This window comes from Marinobacter gelidimuriae (genome assembly GCF_000372805.1).
GTDB classification, from domain to species: Bacteria; Pseudomonadota; Gammaproteobacteria; order Pseudomonadales; family Oleiphilaceae; genus Marinobacter; species Marinobacter gelidimuriae.
The window spans coordinates 13,571-31,135 of the sequence record NZ_KB889851.1 but is presented as its reverse complement, the minus strand read 5'-3'; the positions used below and the strand labels follow the sequence as shown (position 1 = coordinate 31,135).

Annotated in this window: 18 protein-coding genes and 2 pseudogenes; 7 read left to right on the top strand and 13 right to left on the bottom strand. The window is 54.0% G+C overall.

Going from position 1 to position 17,565, the window contains the following annotated elements:
* Window positions 1-51: 51 nt before the first annotated feature.
* From A3OI_RS0103445 to ccmA, 8 genes are all read right to left on the bottom strand, one after another.
* A complete protein-coding gene (locus tag A3OI_RS0103445) occupies window positions 52-564 on the bottom strand; it encodes a cytochrome c-type biogenesis protein (RefSeq protein WP_018402942.1) in 513 nt (170 codons plus the stop codon).
* The gene (locus A3OI_RS0103440) at window positions 564-1,100 is read right to left on the bottom strand and encodes a DsbE family thiol:disulfide interchange protein (RefSeq protein WP_018402941.1); all 537 of its coding nucleotides are present in this window, start codon (window positions 1,098-1,100) and stop codon (window positions 564-566) included. The genes A3OI_RS0103445 and A3OI_RS0103440 overlap by 1 nt, the downstream gene beginning before the upstream one ends.
* Entirely contained in the window at window positions 1,100-3,136 is a 2,037-nt protein-coding gene (locus A3OI_RS0103435; protein WP_018402940.1) for a heme lyase CcmF/NrfE family subunit, read from the bottom strand. The genes A3OI_RS0103440 and A3OI_RS0103435 overlap by 1 nt, the downstream gene beginning before the upstream one ends.
* Window positions 3,137-3,215: 79 nt before the next feature.
* Complete coding sequence (gene ccmE / locus A3OI_RS0103430; protein ID WP_018402939.1) at window positions 3,216-3,686, bottom strand: cytochrome c maturation protein CcmE; 471 nt, start codon at window positions 3,684-3,686, stop codon at window positions 3,216-3,218.
* A gap of 14 nt (window positions 3,687-3,700) precedes the next feature.
* Entirely contained in the window at window positions 3,701-3,949 is a 249-nt protein-coding gene (gene ccmD / locus A3OI_RS0103425; protein WP_018402938.1) for a heme exporter protein CcmD, read from the bottom strand.
* Window positions 3,949-4,698, bottom strand: coding sequence for a heme ABC transporter permease (locus tag A3OI_RS0103420; RefSeq protein WP_018402937.1), 750 nt, complete (start codon window positions 4,696-4,698; stop codon window positions 3,949-3,951). Before A3OI_RS0103420 ends, ccmD begins: the two co-directional genes overlap by 1 nt.
* Window positions 4,699-4,733: 35 nt before the next feature.
* Entirely contained in the window at window positions 4,734-5,441 is a 708-nt protein-coding gene (gene ccmB, locus A3OI_RS0103415; protein ID WP_018402936.1) for a heme exporter protein CcmB, read from the bottom strand.
* Window positions 5,431-6,072, bottom strand: a complete 642-nt coding sequence (gene ccmA, locus A3OI_RS0103410) for a cytochrome c biogenesis heme-transporting ATPase CcmA (protein ID WP_018402935.1) — start codon at window positions 6,070-6,072, stop codon at window positions 5,431-5,433. The genes ccmB and ccmA overlap by 11 nt, the downstream gene beginning before the upstream one ends.
* Window positions 6,073-6,191: 119 nt before the next feature.
* Here ccmA and A3OI_RS0103405 point away from each other — a divergent pair, with 119 nt between their 5' ends.
* Window positions 6,192-6,716 carry a hypothetical protein gene (locus A3OI_RS0103405; RefSeq protein ID WP_228702881.1) on the top strand — a complete coding sequence of 175 codons (525 nt, stop codon included), beginning with the start codon at window positions 6,192-6,194 and terminating at the stop codon, window positions 6,714-6,716.
* A gap of 38 nt (window positions 6,717-6,754) precedes the next feature.
* Here the strand turns inward: A3OI_RS0103405 and A3OI_RS19250 are convergent.
* Both A3OI_RS19250 and A3OI_RS21570 read right to left on the bottom strand, forming a co-directional pair.
* A pseudogene (locus A3OI_RS19250) lies at window positions 6,755-6,964 on the bottom strand (DUF2802 domain-containing protein); the annotation flags it as partial.
* Window positions 6,965-7,026: 62 nt separating this feature from the next.
* A pseudogene (locus A3OI_RS21570) lies at window positions 7,027-7,869 on the bottom strand (FHIPEP family type III secretion protein); the annotation flags it as partial.
* Window positions 7,870-8,176: 307 nt separating this feature from the next.
* Between A3OI_RS21570 and upp the strand changes: the two are divergent.
* The 6 genes from upp (at window position 8,177) to A3OI_RS0103365 (ending at window position 13,713) form a co-directional block, all read left to right on the top strand.
* On the top strand, window positions 8,177-8,815 hold the full coding sequence (upp, locus tag A3OI_RS0103390) for a uracil phosphoribosyltransferase (RefSeq protein ID WP_018402931.1): 639 nt from the start codon (window positions 8,177-8,179) through the stop codon (window positions 8,813-8,815).
* Window positions 8,816-8,817: 2 nt separating this feature from the next.
* The gene (locus A3OI_RS0103385) at window positions 8,818-10,116 is read left to right on the top strand and encodes a uracil-xanthine permease family protein (protein ID WP_018402930.1); all 1,299 of its coding nucleotides are present in this window, start codon (window positions 8,818-8,820) and stop codon (window positions 10,114-10,116) included.
* A 300-nt stretch (window positions 10,117-10,416) separates the two neighbouring features.
* Window positions 10,417-11,589: a copper-containing nitrite reductase gene (nirK, locus tag A3OI_RS0103380; protein WP_018402929.1), complete on the top strand. Its 1,173-nt coding sequence runs from the start codon at window positions 10,417-10,419 to the stop codon at window positions 11,587-11,589.
* Window positions 11,590-11,700: 111 nt separating this feature from the next.
* Window positions 11,701-12,552: a hypothetical protein gene (locus A3OI_RS0103375; RefSeq protein ID WP_018402928.1), complete on the top strand. Its 852-nt coding sequence runs from the start codon at window positions 11,701-11,703 to the stop codon at window positions 12,550-12,552.
* A 43-nt stretch (window positions 12,553-12,595) separates the two neighbouring features.
* Window positions 12,596-13,216, top strand: coding sequence for an SCO family protein (locus tag A3OI_RS0103370; RefSeq protein ID WP_018402927.1), 621 nt, complete (start codon window positions 12,596-12,598; stop codon window positions 13,214-13,216).
* Window positions 13,217-13,275: 59 nt separating this feature from the next.
* On the top strand, window positions 13,276-13,713 hold the full coding sequence (locus A3OI_RS0103365; protein ID WP_018402926.1) for a copper chaperone PCu(A)C: 438 nt from the start codon (window positions 13,276-13,278) through the stop codon (window positions 13,711-13,713).
* Window positions 13,714-13,799: 86 nt separating this feature from the next.
* On the opposite strand, the gene A3OI_RS0103360 is transcribed toward A3OI_RS0103365, so the two are convergent.
* The 3 genes from A3OI_RS0103360 to A3OI_RS0103350 are packed head-to-tail and all read right to left on the bottom strand — an operon-like array spanning window position 13,800 to window position 17,562.
* Window positions 13,800-14,633 (bottom strand): enoyl-CoA hydratase-related protein, encoded by an 834-nt coding sequence (locus A3OI_RS0103360; protein WP_018402925.1) that lies wholly within the window; start codon window positions 14,631-14,633, stop codon window positions 13,800-13,802.
* Window positions 14,630-16,774 (bottom strand): acetate--CoA ligase family protein, encoded by a 2,145-nt coding sequence (locus tag A3OI_RS0103355; RefSeq protein WP_018402924.1) that lies wholly within the window; start codon window positions 16,772-16,774, stop codon window positions 14,630-14,632. The genes A3OI_RS0103360 and A3OI_RS0103355 overlap by 4 nt, the downstream gene beginning before the upstream one ends.
* A 2-nt stretch (window positions 16,775-16,776) precedes the next feature.
* The gene (locus A3OI_RS0103350; RefSeq protein ID WP_018402923.1) at window positions 16,777-17,562 is read right to left on the bottom strand and encodes an enoyl-CoA hydratase/isomerase family protein; all 786 of its coding nucleotides are present in this window, start codon (window positions 17,560-17,562) and stop codon (window positions 16,777-16,779) included.
* Between the last annotated feature and the right edge of the window lie 3 nt (window positions 17,563-17,565).

Here is a 17,565-nt window from a genome sequence, read left to right as displayed (position 1 = left end):
CGTTACCGATGAGAGAAAATCGTTAAATGTGATTGCGGTTTGTCCTGGGCGTTACGCCTGTGAATCCGATTTGCCGTTGTGCCCGTCCATAATTTTCTCCACCCGCGCCCGTTCCTCGGCGCTCAGCTCACTGTCAATCTGGTTGTTGCGGCGCGAACGCAAAACAATACCACCCACAATTAAAAGGCCGCCAAGCACTGAAATGGCTGGTGTTGCCCATAACAGCAGGGTACGTTTTTCTAATAAGGGCTTGTAGCGGATAAACTCGCCAAACCGGCCTACCAGCGAATCCATGATTTCTACGTCGCTGGCGCCGTTTGTCATCATCCGATAGACCTCGTCACGCATGTCTTCGGAAATCGAAGAATTAGAGTCGGCAATGTTCTGGTTCTGGCACTTGGGGCAGCGCAGCTCGGTGATCATGGTCTGGTACCGCTGCTGTTTTTCCTCAGTATCGAAACTATAAACGTCGCGCACTACCGCCTGTGCCGGCAGTGCCAAAACAATCAGCAGGGCTGCCAACCATGCCGGTGCAAAGCGGCTGAATAGCCTGAAAATCGCCATCAGTACTGGCCTCCCGCCTGGTTCAAGAGAGGCCGTAATGTCTCCTCCCACACCTGCTTGTTCACCACGCCCACGTGACGATGCAGCACCGTGCCGTCAGCACCAATTACAAACGTTTCGGGAGCGCCATACACACCCAGATCAAAACCCAGGCTACCTTTGGGATCATAAATACTGGTGCTGTAGGGGTCGCCCAGGCGCTCTAACCATGCTTTGGCCTCGGCACGCTGGTCTTTGTAGTTCAGCCCCACAATGGGCACGCCTTCGTTCTTGGCCAGCCACATCAAGTCAGCATGCTCGGCGCGACACGACGGGCACCAGGTGCCCCACACATTTAACAGGCTGGGCTCACCCTGGAACACCTGCTGGCTGACTTGCACCTCTGGCTGGTGCAGGTCTTCAAGGGCGAACTCCGGCATGGCTTTACCAACCAGAGCTGAATCCAGCTTTGTCGGGTCTTTACCGATACCGGAAAACAGCAATACGCCTAAAACCAGAGCCACTAGCAACGGCAAAAACAACAGGACCCGCTTCATCAAGACCGAGCCTCCGACGTTATCACCGGTGTTGTAACAGAAGCCATTACCGGGTTTGCAACAAGGGAGCCACTGTCGGCAGGTTTTGCTTTTGGCTCGGTTGCCCGCTCGCGGATGCGGTAGCGTTTGTCACTCACCGCAAGGAAGCCGCCAAGCGCCATTATGAAAGCCCCCAGCCACAACCAGCGAATCAATGGTTTGTACTGCAAGCGAATGGCCCAGGCGTTGTCTGAGATGCGCTCACCAATGGCGACAAAAATGTCGCGGGTAAAGCCCGCATCTATATCTGCTTCGGTCATCACGCTCATGCCCGCCGAATACTGGCGTTTTTCCGGATGCAGCTCAGCCACTTTACGGCCGTCCAACAACACGTCAAAACCACCGTATTGGGCGGTAAAGTTCGCACCCTGGCGCTGGCCAATGTCGGTAAACACAAACTGATAGTCACCCACGGTGGCAACATCGCCCTGCTCCATACGAACGTCGCGCTCAATGCCGTAGTTGGACACCACTGTTGCGCCGGCGATGGTCATCGCCAGGCCCAAGTGCCCCAGCACCATGCCGTAATAGCTGCGCGACTGGCGCTTGAGCCCATGCATCCGGCCCTTACGTGAGTTCGACTTGTCCAACAGGTCCCAACACGTGGCCACAGCCACCCACACCGCGGTGAAAATGCCAAGAAAAGCCATCATCTTGAACTCGCCGTAACCGACAATCGCCGCGGCGCTGATCAGAATGCTGAGGGCCAGTGGCCACAGCAGTTTGCGCGCCAACCAGCCAGCGTCGGTTTTCTTCCAGCGTGAAAAAATACCAACACCCATTAACAGCCCGGCAGCGATGGCCAGCGGCGTAAAGGTCAGATTGAAAAACGGCTCGCCAATAGACAACTTGCCCATATCCAGTGAGTCCAGCACCAGCGGATAAAGCGTGCCCACCGCCACCAGCAAGGTAGCCGACACCAGCATGACGTTGTTCAGCAGCAGGAAAATTTCCCGCGACATGGAACCGTAACGGGCGCGCACGTGCACAGTGGGTGCGCGAATCGCGTACAGAATCAGGCTGCCAATCACCGTGATGGCCAGCAAAACCAGCAGGAAGGTGCCGCGCTCGGGGTCCGAGGCGAAAGCGTGCACCGAGGTCAGTACGCCAGAGCGCACCAGAAAGGTGCCGAGCAGGCTCAGGGCAAAAGTCACAATGGCCAGCAACACAGTCCAGCTTTTGAACACACCGCGTTTTTCCGTCACCGCCAACGAGTGCATCAGTGCGGTACCCGACAACCAGGGCAGTAGAGACGCGTTCTCGACCGGATCCCAGAACCACCAGCCGCCCCAGCCAAGCTCGTAATAGGCCCACCAGCTGCCCAGAGCAACACCGATGGTCAGAAAGGCCCAGGCCACAGTGGTCCAGGGCCGCGACCAGCGCGCCCAGGCGGCGTCCAGGCGACCGCTAATCAGTGCCGCAATGGCAAAGGCAAAAGCGACTGAAAAACCCACGTAGCCCATGTACAGCATAGGTGGGTGAATAATCAGGCCAAAATCCTGCAACAACGGGTTCAGGTCGGCGCCGTCTGCGGGAATGTTTGGCAGTATTCGCTCAAACGGATTCGAGGTAACAACGATAAACAGCAAAAAACCAACGCACACGATGCCCAGCACCGACAGCACCTGGGACACCATCACCGTAGGCAGGCGCTGCGAAAACACCGCAACCGCCAGGGTCCAGCCCGCCAGCATCAGAATCCACAGCAGAAGAGAACCTTCGTGGCCGCCCCAAACCGCACTGAATTTGTAATACCAGGGCAACAGGCTATTGCTGTTGTTGGCGACATAAGCCACCGAGAAGTCATCTATCATAAAAGCGTAGGTCAGAATACCAAAGGCCACGGCGACAAATACAAACATGCCCGCCGTCAGCGGCCTGGCAAACGCCTGCAAGCTATCGCGGCCGGTGACCGAACCCACCAAGGGCACCACCGACAGCAACACCGCCAGCAGCAGTGCCAGAATGAGTGCAAACTGTCCGAGTTCCGGATACATCATACTTTCCATACTCCACATATTTGCCATACACCACACATTTGCCGCACACCCCTGCGTATCGGGCGCTTAACGGACATCAGTTGGCCAGGGTTTTGGTAGCTTCAGCCGCGATGTCGCGGCTTTCGGAGGCTTTTGCCAGAGCGTCAGCCACTTCCGGTGGCATGTAGTTTTCATCGTGTTTGGCCAGTACCTGGTCGGCCACAAACACGCCTTCGCTGTTTAATCTACCCATGGCCACAATGCCCTGCCCTTCGGCAAACAGGTCAGGCAGGATGCCCACGTACTCAACGGTGACCGATTCGGTAAAGTCAGTCACCTTGAAAGCCACTTTCAGACTTTCCGTATCGCGCAGCACAGAGCCTTCTTCCACCATGCCACCAGCACGAATGCGCACATCCGCCGGTGCTTCTCCCGCGGCGATCTGGGTAGGATCATAAAACAGATTGATATTCTGGCGCAGGGCGTAGGTGGTCAAGCCTACCGCCACGGCAAGGCCGGCCAGCAGGAACAGCACAATGGTCAAACGTTTTTTACGGATCGGGTGCATGGTTTTTCAGCCACTCAGTCTTGGGAAACATCAACACGGGTGAAGCTGGCCGCTGCCGCTGGCGCCGTGTCCGAATCTGGTTCTGGCGCCCGCGACGAGCGGGAACCGGCGGGCTGACGGCAGCTTTGCAGCACCGCATTGCGGCGCCGATAAGAACCCACCATCAGCACCGCCATCAATACAAAAAATACACCGTAACTAGCCCATACATAGGGGCCATGGCCTTCCATTGCCAAAAACGCACCGAAGGAATCAAACGCCATTATCTGGCACCTCCATTCACATGAAACAGGTCCTGTACCCAGCGGGTGCGCTGTTCACGTATTAGAATTTCCGTCTGCATACGCAGACACGCCAGCCAGCCAAACAATAGATACAGGCCAATGACCGACAACAGTAGCGGCACCCACATTTCCGCCGGCATGCTGGGCTTCTCTGTCAGCTTGAAGGTGGCCGGCTGGTGCAGAGTATTCCACCAATCCACAGAATATTTGATAATCGGAATGTTCACCACGCCCACCAGCACCAATATGGCCACGGCGCGGGCCGCCGATTTTTCATCATTAATGGCGCGGTCAAGAGCGATCACCCCACCATACAGAAACAACAGGATCAGCATCGATGTCAGCCGTGCGTCCCAAATCCACCAGGTGCCCCAGGTGGGTTTGCCCCAAACCGCGCCCGTAAACAGCGATATAAAGGTGAGTACCAGGCCCACCGGCGCTGCGGCTTTGACAAACACATCGGCCAGCTTCATGCGCCACACCAGTGTAACCACCGCGGCCGAGGCCATCATGATGTAAACCGACTGGGCCAAAAACGCCGACGGCACATGAATAAAAATGATGCGGTAGCTGTTGCCCTGCAGGTAGTCCTTAGGCGCAAACGCCAGGCCCCACACCAAACCAGCGCCGAGACACAGCAATCCCAGTACCAGCAACCAGGGCATTAGCCGGGCGGCAATCCCGTAAAACCATTTTGGTGATCCCAGCTTGTGAAAAAATTGCCACATCAGTTAAATACCTTGCCTCTGTTTGAATCGGTTTGTCAGCTGTTTGACAGGCTGACTTTCAGAGCCGCTGCGCTGGCGAAAGGCGCCAGAGTCAAAGCCAACACCAGAAACGCGCCCAGCAACGCCAGATAGGCGCCAACCGGGGCACCTTCGGCGGCGGCGGCAACAGTGCCGGTACCGAAAATCAGCACCGGAATGTACAACGGAATAATCAACAGGGACAAGAGTACACCCGCTGATCGCAAACCCAGAGTTAACGCCGCACCAATCGCACCGATCAAACTAAGAACAGGTGTACCAATTAGCAGCGTTAGACACAAAATAGCGATAGAGTTCCCGTCCAGATGCACCATTACACCCAAAACCGGCGTTAACAACACCAGCGGCAATCCGGTTAGCACCCAGTGCGCCATGGTTTTGGCCAACACCAGCAAAAACAGAGGCTGGGGCTGCAGCACCAGCTGCTCCAGTGTGCCGTCGTCAAAATCGTGACGAAACAGATGATCCAGTGACAAGAGCACCGACAACAGTGCCGCCACCCACAAAATGCCGGCCCCGGCTTCCTGCAAAAATGAGATTTCCGGGCTCACGCCCAGCGGAAACAGAGTCACCACCATCATGAAAAACAGCAAAGGGTTGAGCAAATCCTGACGCTGGCGAAAGGCCACTTTCATGTCGCGAGCGAACACCGCTTTCATGGCGTCGATAGAACCGACGGCCTGATCCAGGGGTTTAATCATCATAACCAACGGCCCCCGGTGTGAGTACCAGTCGCTTCGTACCTGCAATCTGTACGTTGTGATGGGTGGTAAACACCACGGCACCGCCCTCAGCGGCGCGCTCTTGCAGCAGGTTTTCGATAGCCGCCACGCCGCTCGCATCGATGGAGGTGAATACCTCATCCAGCAGCCAAAGGGGCTCGTCGGCCACCAACAGGCGCGCCAGCGCCACCCGCCGTTGCTGACCGGCTGAAAGGTGCCGGCACGGCACCTGTTCGTAGCCCGCCAGACCGGTTCTTGCAAGCGCCTGCGTAAGGGCTTTGTCGCCCATCGGGCGACGACCGGCCATCAGCGCCCGCAGGTTTTCCAGCGGCGACAGCAACGGTTTTATGCCCGGCCGGTGGCCCAGATACAGCACATTGCGTAAAAACGACTCGCGCACGCGGGCACGTTGCTCGCCGCACCACAACAAGTCCCCGGCCCAGGCATTGCTAAGACCGGCCAATATACGCAACAAAGTGGTTTTACCAGAGCCGTTGGCACCCTCGACACGGGTCACGGTTGCGGGCAGTATGGAAAACGATAAATCACGGAACAGTTCCCGCCCGTCGCGTTCACACTGTAAATTGATCGCCTGTAGCAGCGGTTCAGACATCCGGGCCCCAGTTCCGTATCGATGCAGCGTAGGCTGGCATCGGGTGTATTCAATATTGGCGCGGAGCATTATAGCGAAAGCAGCCAGTGATTACCCATCTCCAGGTCAATTTGGTAGCGATGAAACTTCCCGCCAACCCGCCCCAACCCAATCCACCCGCCAGCGCCGACAGCCGGCCACCGCAAGGCAGCACCAACGCGCCTGCCCCAGCCCCGCCTACATCGACCGCGCTAAGCGCCCAGCGGGTACTGAACCAGTTGCAGATGGGCCGTAACGAAAGTCTGCTGGCAAGGGTTACCGAAGTTATTCAACGCCAGAGCGGCAGCGCCGAGCTGCTGTTAGATATACGCGGCAAACCGCTTCAGGTTCAGGCCAGTATTGGCGAAACCAAACTTCAGGCCGGCGACTGGATAAAAGTGCTGCGTGCAGGCAACGAATTGCAGCTGTTGGGCAAGCTGGCGGCTTCCCCGGAAGCCAGCCTGGCACAGGCCCTGGTGCAACGCCTGCCCTGGCAGCAAAGCCTGGACACTGGCCTGGCACGACTGATGGCGGGCCTGCAGCAGGGCGTGAAAACCGACACGCCGAACAGCTGTACCAGCTGGTCGCAGAAATTCTGGCCTTCGCCTTTCACATACGGGGCATGACACCGGAAGACACCGGTCAATAACGCCAAAACCGGGGTTCAGGCTGCCTGGCGTTTCTTCAGGGCAGACACCAGTTCTGCCTCGGGCCGGGAAATGCCGCAGGTGTTCATCAGGTCGTCGATATAGGCGCCAAGATCAACCAGCCTTGCGGCTTCGTCATAAGACACCCGCAACGGATCGTTCTGGCGCATTTCTTCGATGGTGGTTCGCAGTTCGTGCAGTTGGCGTTCGCAGGCTACCCAGCGCTGGTCTGCCTGCAGCTCTGCCAGATGGGTGCCGCTGGTGGCTGCCACCGCTTTGTCACCTAAAACTGTTCCAGATCTGGATCCAGAGTAATTACCGGTATTTCGGATTCGTTACCAACAATGCTTTGTACAATCATTCGGCGCAGGGCCTGACGGATTACCGTGGTCAGCACTTTCGGATCCTGACTGCGCGGATGCAGGTTCACAATGGATTCAGCGATAGAGCGCATGTCACGAATAGGCACCTCTTGTTTCAACAGATTCTGCAGCACTCGCAGCAACACGCTGATGTTCACCGCTGAGGGCACCAGCTCTTCCGCCAGTTTTGGCGATACTTTTTCCAGCTGGCCCAGCCACTTCTGCACTTCTTCATGGCCCAGCAACTCGTAGGCGTGGGTCTGCAGAACCTGATTCAGGTGAGTAGCCACTACGGTGCTGGCGTCTACCACGGTGTAGCCCAGGCTTTGGGCCTGGTCTTTTTTCTCTGGCTCTATCCAGATGGCATCAAGGCCAAAAGCGGGGTCTTTTCCTTCTATACCCTCTATACCCTCCACTTTGCCAAACACCTGGCCAGGATCGATGGCCAGCTCCCGCTCCGGGTGAATCTCCACTTCGGCAATGGTGACGCCCATCAAAGTGATGCGGTAAACGTTGGGCATTAAGTCCAGGTTGTCGCGGATGTGCACCGAAGGCATCAAAAAACCCAGATCCTGGCTGGAGGTGGTACGGGTGACCATAATCGCCGCCGCCGTAGACAGCAGTAGCGACGGAATTTGAGCCACCAGGCCGTCACCAATGGTCAGCAGCGCGTAACGCTCCACCGCCAGGCTAAAATCCAGCCCGTGCTGAGCCATACCAATGGCAATCCCGCCAATGATGTTAATGGCTAGAATCAGCAGGCCCATCAGCATCAGTGGAACCCCGAGGTTCCCCTTCGCCAGGGATTTGACGTTATTAAAGACTAAAGCTCGATCCATGCCGGATTTCTCTCTAGATTGATCTAAATCGATCTGATCTGACCTGATTTCTGGCGCTTTTGCGCGTTTGAACAGCTACACCGCAAAAACCATACCAATCCTTAGGAAATCCCCTACAACTTTCTGCCACCGGCAGCCTGACGAAAACCACCAGATACGGTATCCTTTCGCCATTTTGTGTCGTTGCCTTTGTGAACGACCCCGCGCCCTCAATTATCACGACAAACAGGTGACCGCCATGCCCATCCACGAAGTAAAACACCCTCTGATACAGCACAAAATCGGCCTGATGCGCCGTGCCGATATCAGCACCAAGAATTTTCGTGAACTGGCGCAGGAACTGGGTACGCTGCTGACCTACGAGGCCACCAAAGACATGACCCTGAAAAAACAGCAGATTGACGGCTGGGCCGGGCCGGTCACTGTGGAACAGATTCAGGGTAAAAAAGTAACCATCGTACCGATTCTTCGGGCCGGCATTGGCATGCTGGACGGCGTGCTGGCGCTCTTGCCCGCAGCACGGGTGAGCGTGGTAGGCCAGATCCGCAACGAAGAAACCCTGGAAGCCACCACCTACATGGAAAAGCTGGTGGGTGAACTGGACCAACGCATGGCGCTGATTATCGACCCCATGCTGGCCACCGGTGGCTCGATTATCTCGACGATTAATTTACTGAAAAAAGCCGGCAGCACCGACATTCGCACGCTGATTCTGGTGGCCGCCCCCGAGGGCATAGAACGGGTTCTGGCGGCGCATCCGGATGTATCCATTTACACCGCATCGATCGACGACGGCCTGAATGAAAAAGGCTATATCCTGCCTGGCTTGGGCGACGCCGGCGACAAGATTTTCGGCACCAAGCAGAAGGACGTTTAAATATGTCCCAACACGCTAACGAGTCTGTTAACAACGCTAACAACCAGCCTGTCGAATCTTTTCATGAGCCGGTGTGGAAGCAAGCGTTAGCCGGCTCGCAGATGCTACTGGTGGCCTTTGGCGCACTGGTGCTGATGCCGCTGATCACCGGCATGGATCCGAATGTCGCGCTCTTCACCGCAGGCCTTGGCACCCTCATTTTCCACATTGTGACCGGCGGCCAGATTCCGATTTTTCTGGCGTCGTCATTCGCCTTTATTGCCCCGGTGATTGCCTCCAAAGGCAAATTCGGCATGGAAGAAACCATGGGCGGCCTTATGGCGGCGGGTATTTTGTACATTATCCTGAGCGCCCTGGTAAAAGTCCGCGGTACCGGCTTTATTACCCGCCTGCTGCCACCGGTGGTGATTGGCCCGGTGATTATGGTGATTGGCTTGGGGCTGGCACCGGTAGCGGTGCACATGGCGTCTGGCCGTACCGGTGACGGCAGCGTTCAGCTGATTGCGGAAAACACCGCGCTTTGGATTGCGATGATTTCGTTGGTGTGTACCGTAGGCGCCTCGGTGTGGGCAAAAGGCATTTTTCGCCTGATTCCGATCATGTTTGGCGTGCTGGTGGGCTATGGCCTGGCAGCCATCATGGGCCTGGTCGATACGACGCCGGTGCAACAGGCACCCTGGCTGGCCATTCCCAACTTTACCGCGCCTCAATTCAGCTGGGGAGCCATTCTGTTCATGATCCCGGTGGCGATTGCCCCGGCCATTGAACACATTGGCGACGTACTGGCCATTGGCAACGTCACCCGCAAAAACTACCTGGACAAACCCGGCCTGCACCGCACCCTGCTGGGCGACGGCCTGGCCACCAGCGCCGCCTCACTGCTCGGTGGCCCGCCCAACACCACCTATTCGGAAGTGACCGGCGCCGTCATGCTGACCCGCAACTTCAATCCAAAAACCATGTGGTGGGCGGCAGTTATTGCCATTGTACTGGCCTTTGTGGGTAAATTCGGCGCAGTACTGCAGACCATTCCGGTGCCGGTCATGGGCGGCATTCTATGCCTGCTGTTTGGTTCTATTGCGGTGGTGGGCATGAGCACGCTAATACGCCACCAGGTGGATCTGGGCTTGCCGCGCAATCTGGTGATTGTCGGTATTACCCTGGTATTCGGTATTGGCGGCATGGTGCTGGGCCATCTGGCAGGCATCGCGCTTTGTGCGATCGTGGCCATCGCCCTGAACCTGATTCTGCCGGGCTCACGCGAGGCCTGGGGCAAAGCCATTTACGAAAAGAAAGACTGATCAGCACCCGGCCCCCGCCCTGGGGGTCGGCTAACTTAAGCGTCGCGGCATCAATTTAACGGCTCGACGAAGCCAGCTAAAGCTATTCTGGATCACATTCAGCCCGCTATTTTCTACTGCAAATTCAAAAAAAATGATTATTTATCTGATCTCGGTCAATTAGGATAACGCTAATTATATCGATTTGATTTCAGTCAATTGTGATTTACTCATCTTATCTATGCTCAGTTTCAGATGACTCACTTAATGATTTTGTGCTGTCAACACGTAGAAAAATGCTACTGAATCATGGAGCTAGGTATGGAAAGCAAAACTTCAAAAACACCAGCAGTCAATGAACAGCGTCGTAACTTTATCAGTGGCTCAATCAGTGCTGGTTTTTTAGGCGCAGGCATTGCAGCAGGGTTAGTGCCAGCACTGGCTCAGGCTGAAACCGGTAAACCAGTGGACCGTATGGCTAGCTATACCGCGGACCAGCTAGAGCGAGTCGAGCAAGTACTCGTCGTCCCGCCTATGGTACCTGTGCATGACCAGGTCGCCAAAGGCAAGCCTAAAGTCGTTGAAGTACGCCTCCATGTAGAAGAGAAACAAATAGAGCTAGAAAATGGCACTAAGGCATGGATATGCGCTTTTAATGGCAGCGTGCCCGGGCCGTTAATTGTTTGCCACCAACACGACTATGTTGAATTAACCTTGGTTAATCCTAAAACCAACACGCTAGCCCATAACATAGATCTTCACGCGGCAACGGGTGCTTTGGGAGGCGGAGAGTTAACGCTTGTTTCTCCAGGTGAAGAAGTCACCTTCAGATTTAAAGCCATTAAAGTAGGCACTTTTGTATATCACTGCGCGCCAGGTGGCGTCATGATCCCTTGGCATGTCGTGATGGGCATGAATGGCGCCATCATGGTATTACCCCGTGAAGGCTTGAGCGATGGCGATGGTAACAACCTAACCTACGACAAGGCCTATTACATTGGCGAACAAGATTTCTATATTCCCAAGAATGAGCAAGGGCAATATAAGGCTTATGACACTGTTTTAGGCAGCATGGATGAAACCTTGGAAGTGATGAAAACTCTCACACCATCCCATGTCGTCTTTAACGGCGCAGTTGGGGCTTTAACGGGTCAGAATTCCATGACAGCCAAGCTTGGTGAAACTGTGCTGTTTGTTCACTCTCAAGCGAACCGTGATACTCGCCCACATATTATTGGTGGTCACGGGGATTATGTTTGGAACACAGGTTCATTCAGTGACAGACCATCTCGAAATTTGGAGACTTGGCATATTGCCGGTGGCAGCGCTGGCGCAGCTTTATATACCTTCATGCAACCAGGGTTGTATGTCTATGTGAATCATAATTTAATTGAAGCCATCATGAAAGGTGCTGCAGGCCATATCAAGGTTGACGGCGAGTGGAATGATGATTTGATGACTCAGGTCAGCAAGCCTTCCCCCATCAAATCCTAAATACTAGTCCTAAGCTATTCGGTCAGATAAGAACTTAAAGATACCGTACTAAGGTGTGGCTCAGAATAACTATTTCTGGGCCACTAGCGCGAGGTAACGAAGGAAAGTGCCATGCTCAAAGTAATGTCTATATTTTTTCTGATTATAGCCTGCCAAACTGCCACAGCCCAACAAGTCGATAAAAAAACGAAGGATTATTTAATTTATGCCAGTGTCTATCAATGGTATGGCGAATTAGACAGCAATGAAAATTGGCGCAAAGACCATCCTCACGTCGTACTCGATTTTAAAGAGTACCCGCAGAATAGCTGGGGAAAAGGCGCGCATCGGATTTTAGACATAGCCCCATTAGCTGAGAATCCAGCCTCAAATACACCGCCTGCAAGCCAACGAGTGCGCGTGACCTTAGAGTTTTACCCCGCTACAGCGGGAGCCGATCACGTAGTTGGTCAGTATGTGCAGCAATTAGTCACCTTTGACCATAACTTACAACAGGTGCTCAAGGTAGAAACCGAACTTAACGAAAAAGATGATTTCGAATCTCGCTACATTGCCAGCGCCAGCACAAATTTAATACGCGCATTTCTTTATAGTTGGACCCAAGGACTAGACGAGCCCAGCTCAGCATCGTTATCTCATTGGCTCGCGAGTGACGCTCAGGTGACATTGGCTGAAGCTCAGATAAGCAGCCTAAGTGACTATAAAGCCCAAATGAAGGCGCAAGGGTTAACTCAAATTCGGCGAGTTATAAAAAATCTTAGAATAAGCCCACTAGACGAACAGCGATACCAAGTAGATTTTGAGTATCAATGGAGCGCGCTCAACGCCCAAGGTGAAAATGAGATAGCCAATATTGGCGTTTCTATGCGCTTGAGCGTCATAGACGGCAAGGTATTAATGCAAGTTTACACTGAGCAATATCTTGCGCCAAAAACCGATCTCGGTGCAGAAGTTCGCTGCTAAGTTACCAGGCACTCCCCCGGGACATTGTAAGGAGTTAGCTATTATGAAAAACAGCACACTGATATCAGCGATATTGCTCTGCTTAACGATGATCCTTTTAAGTAATACCGCATTGGCAAAAATGCCCATTCTCAAAGGTATAGGGGGTGATTTTACGTTGAAGAGTAGTAAAGGTTATGAAGTCAGCCTGTCAGACTATCAAGACAAGGTAGTCATGCTATTTTTTGGCTATACCAATTGCCCTGACATTTGTCCCACAACCATTGCCCATATTAGTCAGATGATTAAGACACTCACCCCAGAGCAGCGAAAAAGAGTACAAGTTTTATTTATCAGCATAGACACTGACTATGATACCCCAGAACATCTAAACAAATATCTAGACTACTTTGACCCTAGCTTCATTGGGCTAGTGGACGAAAGAGAAAAAATTGACCAGGTGGCAAAGCTCTATCATGCGGAATATAGCAAACTTGCCAATGAGAAAGTAACCACAGAATTTAAAAAACTTTCCGTGGATGATGAACAACAAGAGCAAAAAGGATATCTCTACTCCCATAGTGCCAAAATATTTATTATCGATACGCAGAGTCGAGTACGGGGATTCTTCTACGTTGGCACCCCAGTTACTGACATGAAAGAACAAGTGATAAGTTTGTTCTAATACAAATTTCATTGATCATGACATCAAAAAAGATAATCAACAAATTAAAGGATTAACACATGAAATTAATTAAGCTTATAAGCGGCCTGCTGCTTAGTGCAAGTCTTATGTCTGCAACGTCAGTATTAGCGGCAGACATCATGGCAGAGAAAGCATGGTCCAGAGCCATGCCACCCACTGCCCGCGTGCTACCCGTGTATGTGACCTTACGTAATAATGGCGCTAAAGATGTGTCATTAGTCAGTGTTAGCAGCACGTATGGCCAGGCGGAATTACATCAAACCATCATGGAAAATGACATGATGAAAATGTTGCCTGTCGATTTCATTGTCATTGGCTCAAAAGAGCAAGTAAAACTCGCTCCCATGGGGTTACATATCATGATCAAAAACTTAGCTCTGGACGTGCCGACAGAAGACAACACTTTGCCGCTTACTCTGAATTTCGACAACGGTGAAACCATTAGCCTAGATGCCAAAGTAACACGTACGCCATAAAGGGCAGTGGGGAGCGGAATGATTGGCAAGAAGGCGGGGAGTCTCTAAATCCCGCCCTGTCCGGCCAATTCAACTCCCTGAGCGGCCTAACGGCGCGCCATCGACTCCAGCATCCGATTCACCGCATCCAGGTGCTCTGGCTCGTTATGGCACATGCCTTGAAAGCAGGCGCAAAGATCCAGAAAGTCCTTCAGTTCCATCCGCTGCGCCATCTTCATCAAGCGCTTGGTCATCCGGGTCGCTTTAGGCGGCTGACTCGCCATCCGCCCGGCTAACGTCATGGCCGTAGGCATCAGCTCATCGGCCGGCACCACGTCCAAAACAATGCCCAATTCTTTGGCTTCATGCGCATCAACAATCCGGCCAGACAAGGTTAACTCGAAAGCCCGTTGGTAGCCGATCAGGCGTTGCATCAACCAGGCGCCACCGTCCCCCGGAATGATTCCAAGATTAAGGAACGTTTCGCCGAACTTGGCTTTCTCTGACGCTATACGGACATCGGCCATATTTGCCAGATCGAAACCCGCACCGATGGCCGGCCCATTCACAGCGGCAATAATCGGCACCTCGACAGCCTGCATGACCAATGGAATACGCTGGACGCCCTTGCGATAGCGTTCGGCGCATTCCGCTGCATCACCGGCAAAATCGCCGCCGCGTTCGGCCATGTCGCGGACGTTGCCGCCCGCACTAAAGGCGGAACCGGCACCGGTAATAACCAATACCGAGACATCGGCGCAATCATTGACCCATTCGGCGGTGGTAACAATATCGTCGATCAAATGGGACCCAGTAAGGGCGTTGCGTAAGTCGTGACGATTGAGGGTTAAGGTCGCAACACGGTTCTCAAGAGTAATGAGTGCATCAACCAGCTGCGGCAGGTTGTTCATATTTGACGGACTCGTGTTTGAGTGACTCATAGCGGTGTCTCCTGGCAAACGATCACTCGGGCATCAACCACCGCGTAACCGTCTTCATAAGCAATCACGGGGTTAAGATCCAGTTCAAGGATCTCCGAATGTGCATCAACGATACTGGACACTTTCAACAGCAGCTCGACCAGCGCGTCTTTACTCACCGCTGGTTCGCCACGGGCTCCATCCAATATCTTGCGGGCTTTGATCTGGTTTACCATAGAGTGGGCGTCATCGCGGCTCAGTGGAATGGCGCGGAAAGCCACGTCCTCCAAAACTTCCACAAAAATACCGCCCAAGCCGAACATCAACACCGGCCCGAACACCGGGTCACGGCTGACCCCGATTATAACCTCGGTGCCCTTACGAGCCATGGGCGCTAACAAAACGCCTTCTATCTCGGCGTCGGCTTTGTAGAGCTTACACGAGGCTAGAATTTCAGCATGGCCGCGGCGCAAATCCGCTTCGCCACTGAGGTCGAGTTTGACTCCGCCGGCATCCGATTTATGCAGAATGTCTTTGGAGACGACTTTCATCGCTAATGACGTGTGACCAAACTCAGCCACCGCTTTTAAAAACTCGGCCTCGTTCCGGACAATCAACTCTTTCGGCACGTCCACGCCGTAAGTGCGCAACAATGACTTCGCCTCAAACTCAAACAGATCCCGACCGCTTCTTTGAGCCTGCTTAAAGGTTGCAACAACGCCAGCATCGGGGCTTAGTGGCTGCGCCAGCTCCGCCCGCTGGTTACTGGCGATATAGGCACCCCGTTTGTTCAGCGCTTTCAAGACCTGGACCGCGTGCTCGATCGAATTGTAAACAGGCACCCCTGCTTCACGCAGTCTAACCAGCGGTTCAGGCCGAACATGGCTGTAAAGACTGTAAACCACCAACGGCTTATCGGTCTGGCCAGACAGTTTCGCGATCGCATCGGCCGTCTGCAGCTCTTCCGCCTTGAGTTCCTCTGCAAAGCGAATGCCGTAGCCACCAAACATGCCCACCAGGAACACCATGTCAACGTTCGCGTCCTTAACCAGGATACTCATACAGTCTGCAAGCAGACTCGGGTTCGCGTCGGTACTGCCAGCCACATCAACCGGGTTTACCAACGACGCCTGTGGAAAGAGAATGTCCCGCAGCGCTGATCGGGTTGCATCAGACAGCTCGGCCAGTTCCAACCCTGCTTCACACAAGCGATCAGAAGCGATCGTTGCCTGGCCACCACCGTCAGCCAAAATCGCAACCCGGTTTCCATTCGCCTGCTGCAAAAGACCCAAGCCTTCGGCAACCGGCAGAATCTCGTCAGACTGGCGGACCACGGTTACGCCCACCTGACGAAGCAGGTCTACCGTCATCGCATAGCTGCCGGCTAAGGCTCCGGTGTGAGATTTGGCGGCTTTCTGGCCGGCCTCGGTTGAGCCCGACTTATAAACCACCACCGGCTTGGTTTTCGCGATTTCTTTGGCAACGTTTAAAAACACTCGGCCGTCTTTGAAACCCTCCACATAAAGGGTCGCCACACGCGTGTTCTCGTCTTCGCCCAGATACTGAAGGTAGTCGGCAAAGCCTAAATCAATCTGGTTTCCGGGCCCCACATAGGTACTGAAACCCACATGCCCGTTGCTTTCCGCTTCGAGCGCCAGAGCCAACAGCATATTGCCTGACTGAGAGATGACGCCGATATCGCCGGGCTTAACGTTGTCGAGAGCCAGCAAATTAACTTTTTTATGAAGGTTGAAGACCCCGGACGTGTTGGGGCCAACAATACGCACGTTCGCTTTCTGAGCGGCTTCCAATACCTCCTGCCCCAGCTTGGCACCGGCTTCGTCCACCTCGCCAAAACCGCTGGCCAGGATAATCGCCCCTTTCGTGCCATTGCGGCCACATTGGCCCAGCAGGTCGGGAATGGTCTTCGCTGGCGTACAGATCAGCGCCAAAGCCGCCGGGCCCGGCAGTGATTCCATCGACGGGTAGGCTTTGTAGCCCAAAATCGTATCGGCTTTAGGATTGATTGGGTAGATCGCGCCCTCATAGCCATCATTAATAAGTCCGACCATCGCCTTGTAGCCGCGCTTGGTGGGATCGGATGAGGCACCCAGAATCGCGATTGAATCGGGAGCCAGAAAATCATGCAATGAGCTTTTCATAATTAGCAGCCCTTAAAGACTGGTGAGCGTTTTTGAGCGAAGGCATCAACACCTTCCTGCCAGTCCTGGGTTGTCGTGCACATAAGCACGCCGTCCAACTCATGCTGAAGCTGCGCATCCAGATCCGCGTGCGAGGCATTGTTCAATAGCTTCTTGACCAATGACATGGAAATTGGCGCCTTAGTGGCCAGCTGTTTGATAAACGCCTCTGCCTCATCAAGCAGTGCTTCATCAGCCACGGAACGAGTCGCCAGGCCAATACGCTCAGCCTCGGGACCGTCGATTTTAACGCCGGTGAAGATCAGCTCACGAGCTTTCGCTAACCCAACCAAACGCGGCAGAAAACTGGTCACACCGCCGCCGACACACGTACCAATGCTGACTTCGGGAAAGCCGATTTTTGCCGTCTCGCCCATAAATATGAAGTCACAGGAGCAGGCCATTTCGGCCCCCGCACCTAATGCATAACCGTTAATGGCCGCAACCACCGGCTTACTCAGTCGAAACATCGCTTCACAAACGTCATTACCCAACTGCAGATATTGCCTGCGCTGATACTGGCTGCGCTCGCCGGAACCGTGCTCTTTCAAATCGGCGCCAACACAAAAGGCGCGCCCTTCACCCGTTAATAAAACGGCTCTGACCTCAGGGTCGGCTTCTGCCTGGTTCAACGCCGCCAATAAGTCTTTGTAAAACTGCTCAACAACGGCGTTTAAACGATGGGGACGATTGAAGCGAATCTCGGCGTAGCCGTCTTTGACGGTATAAATCAGGGTTTCAAATGACACAAT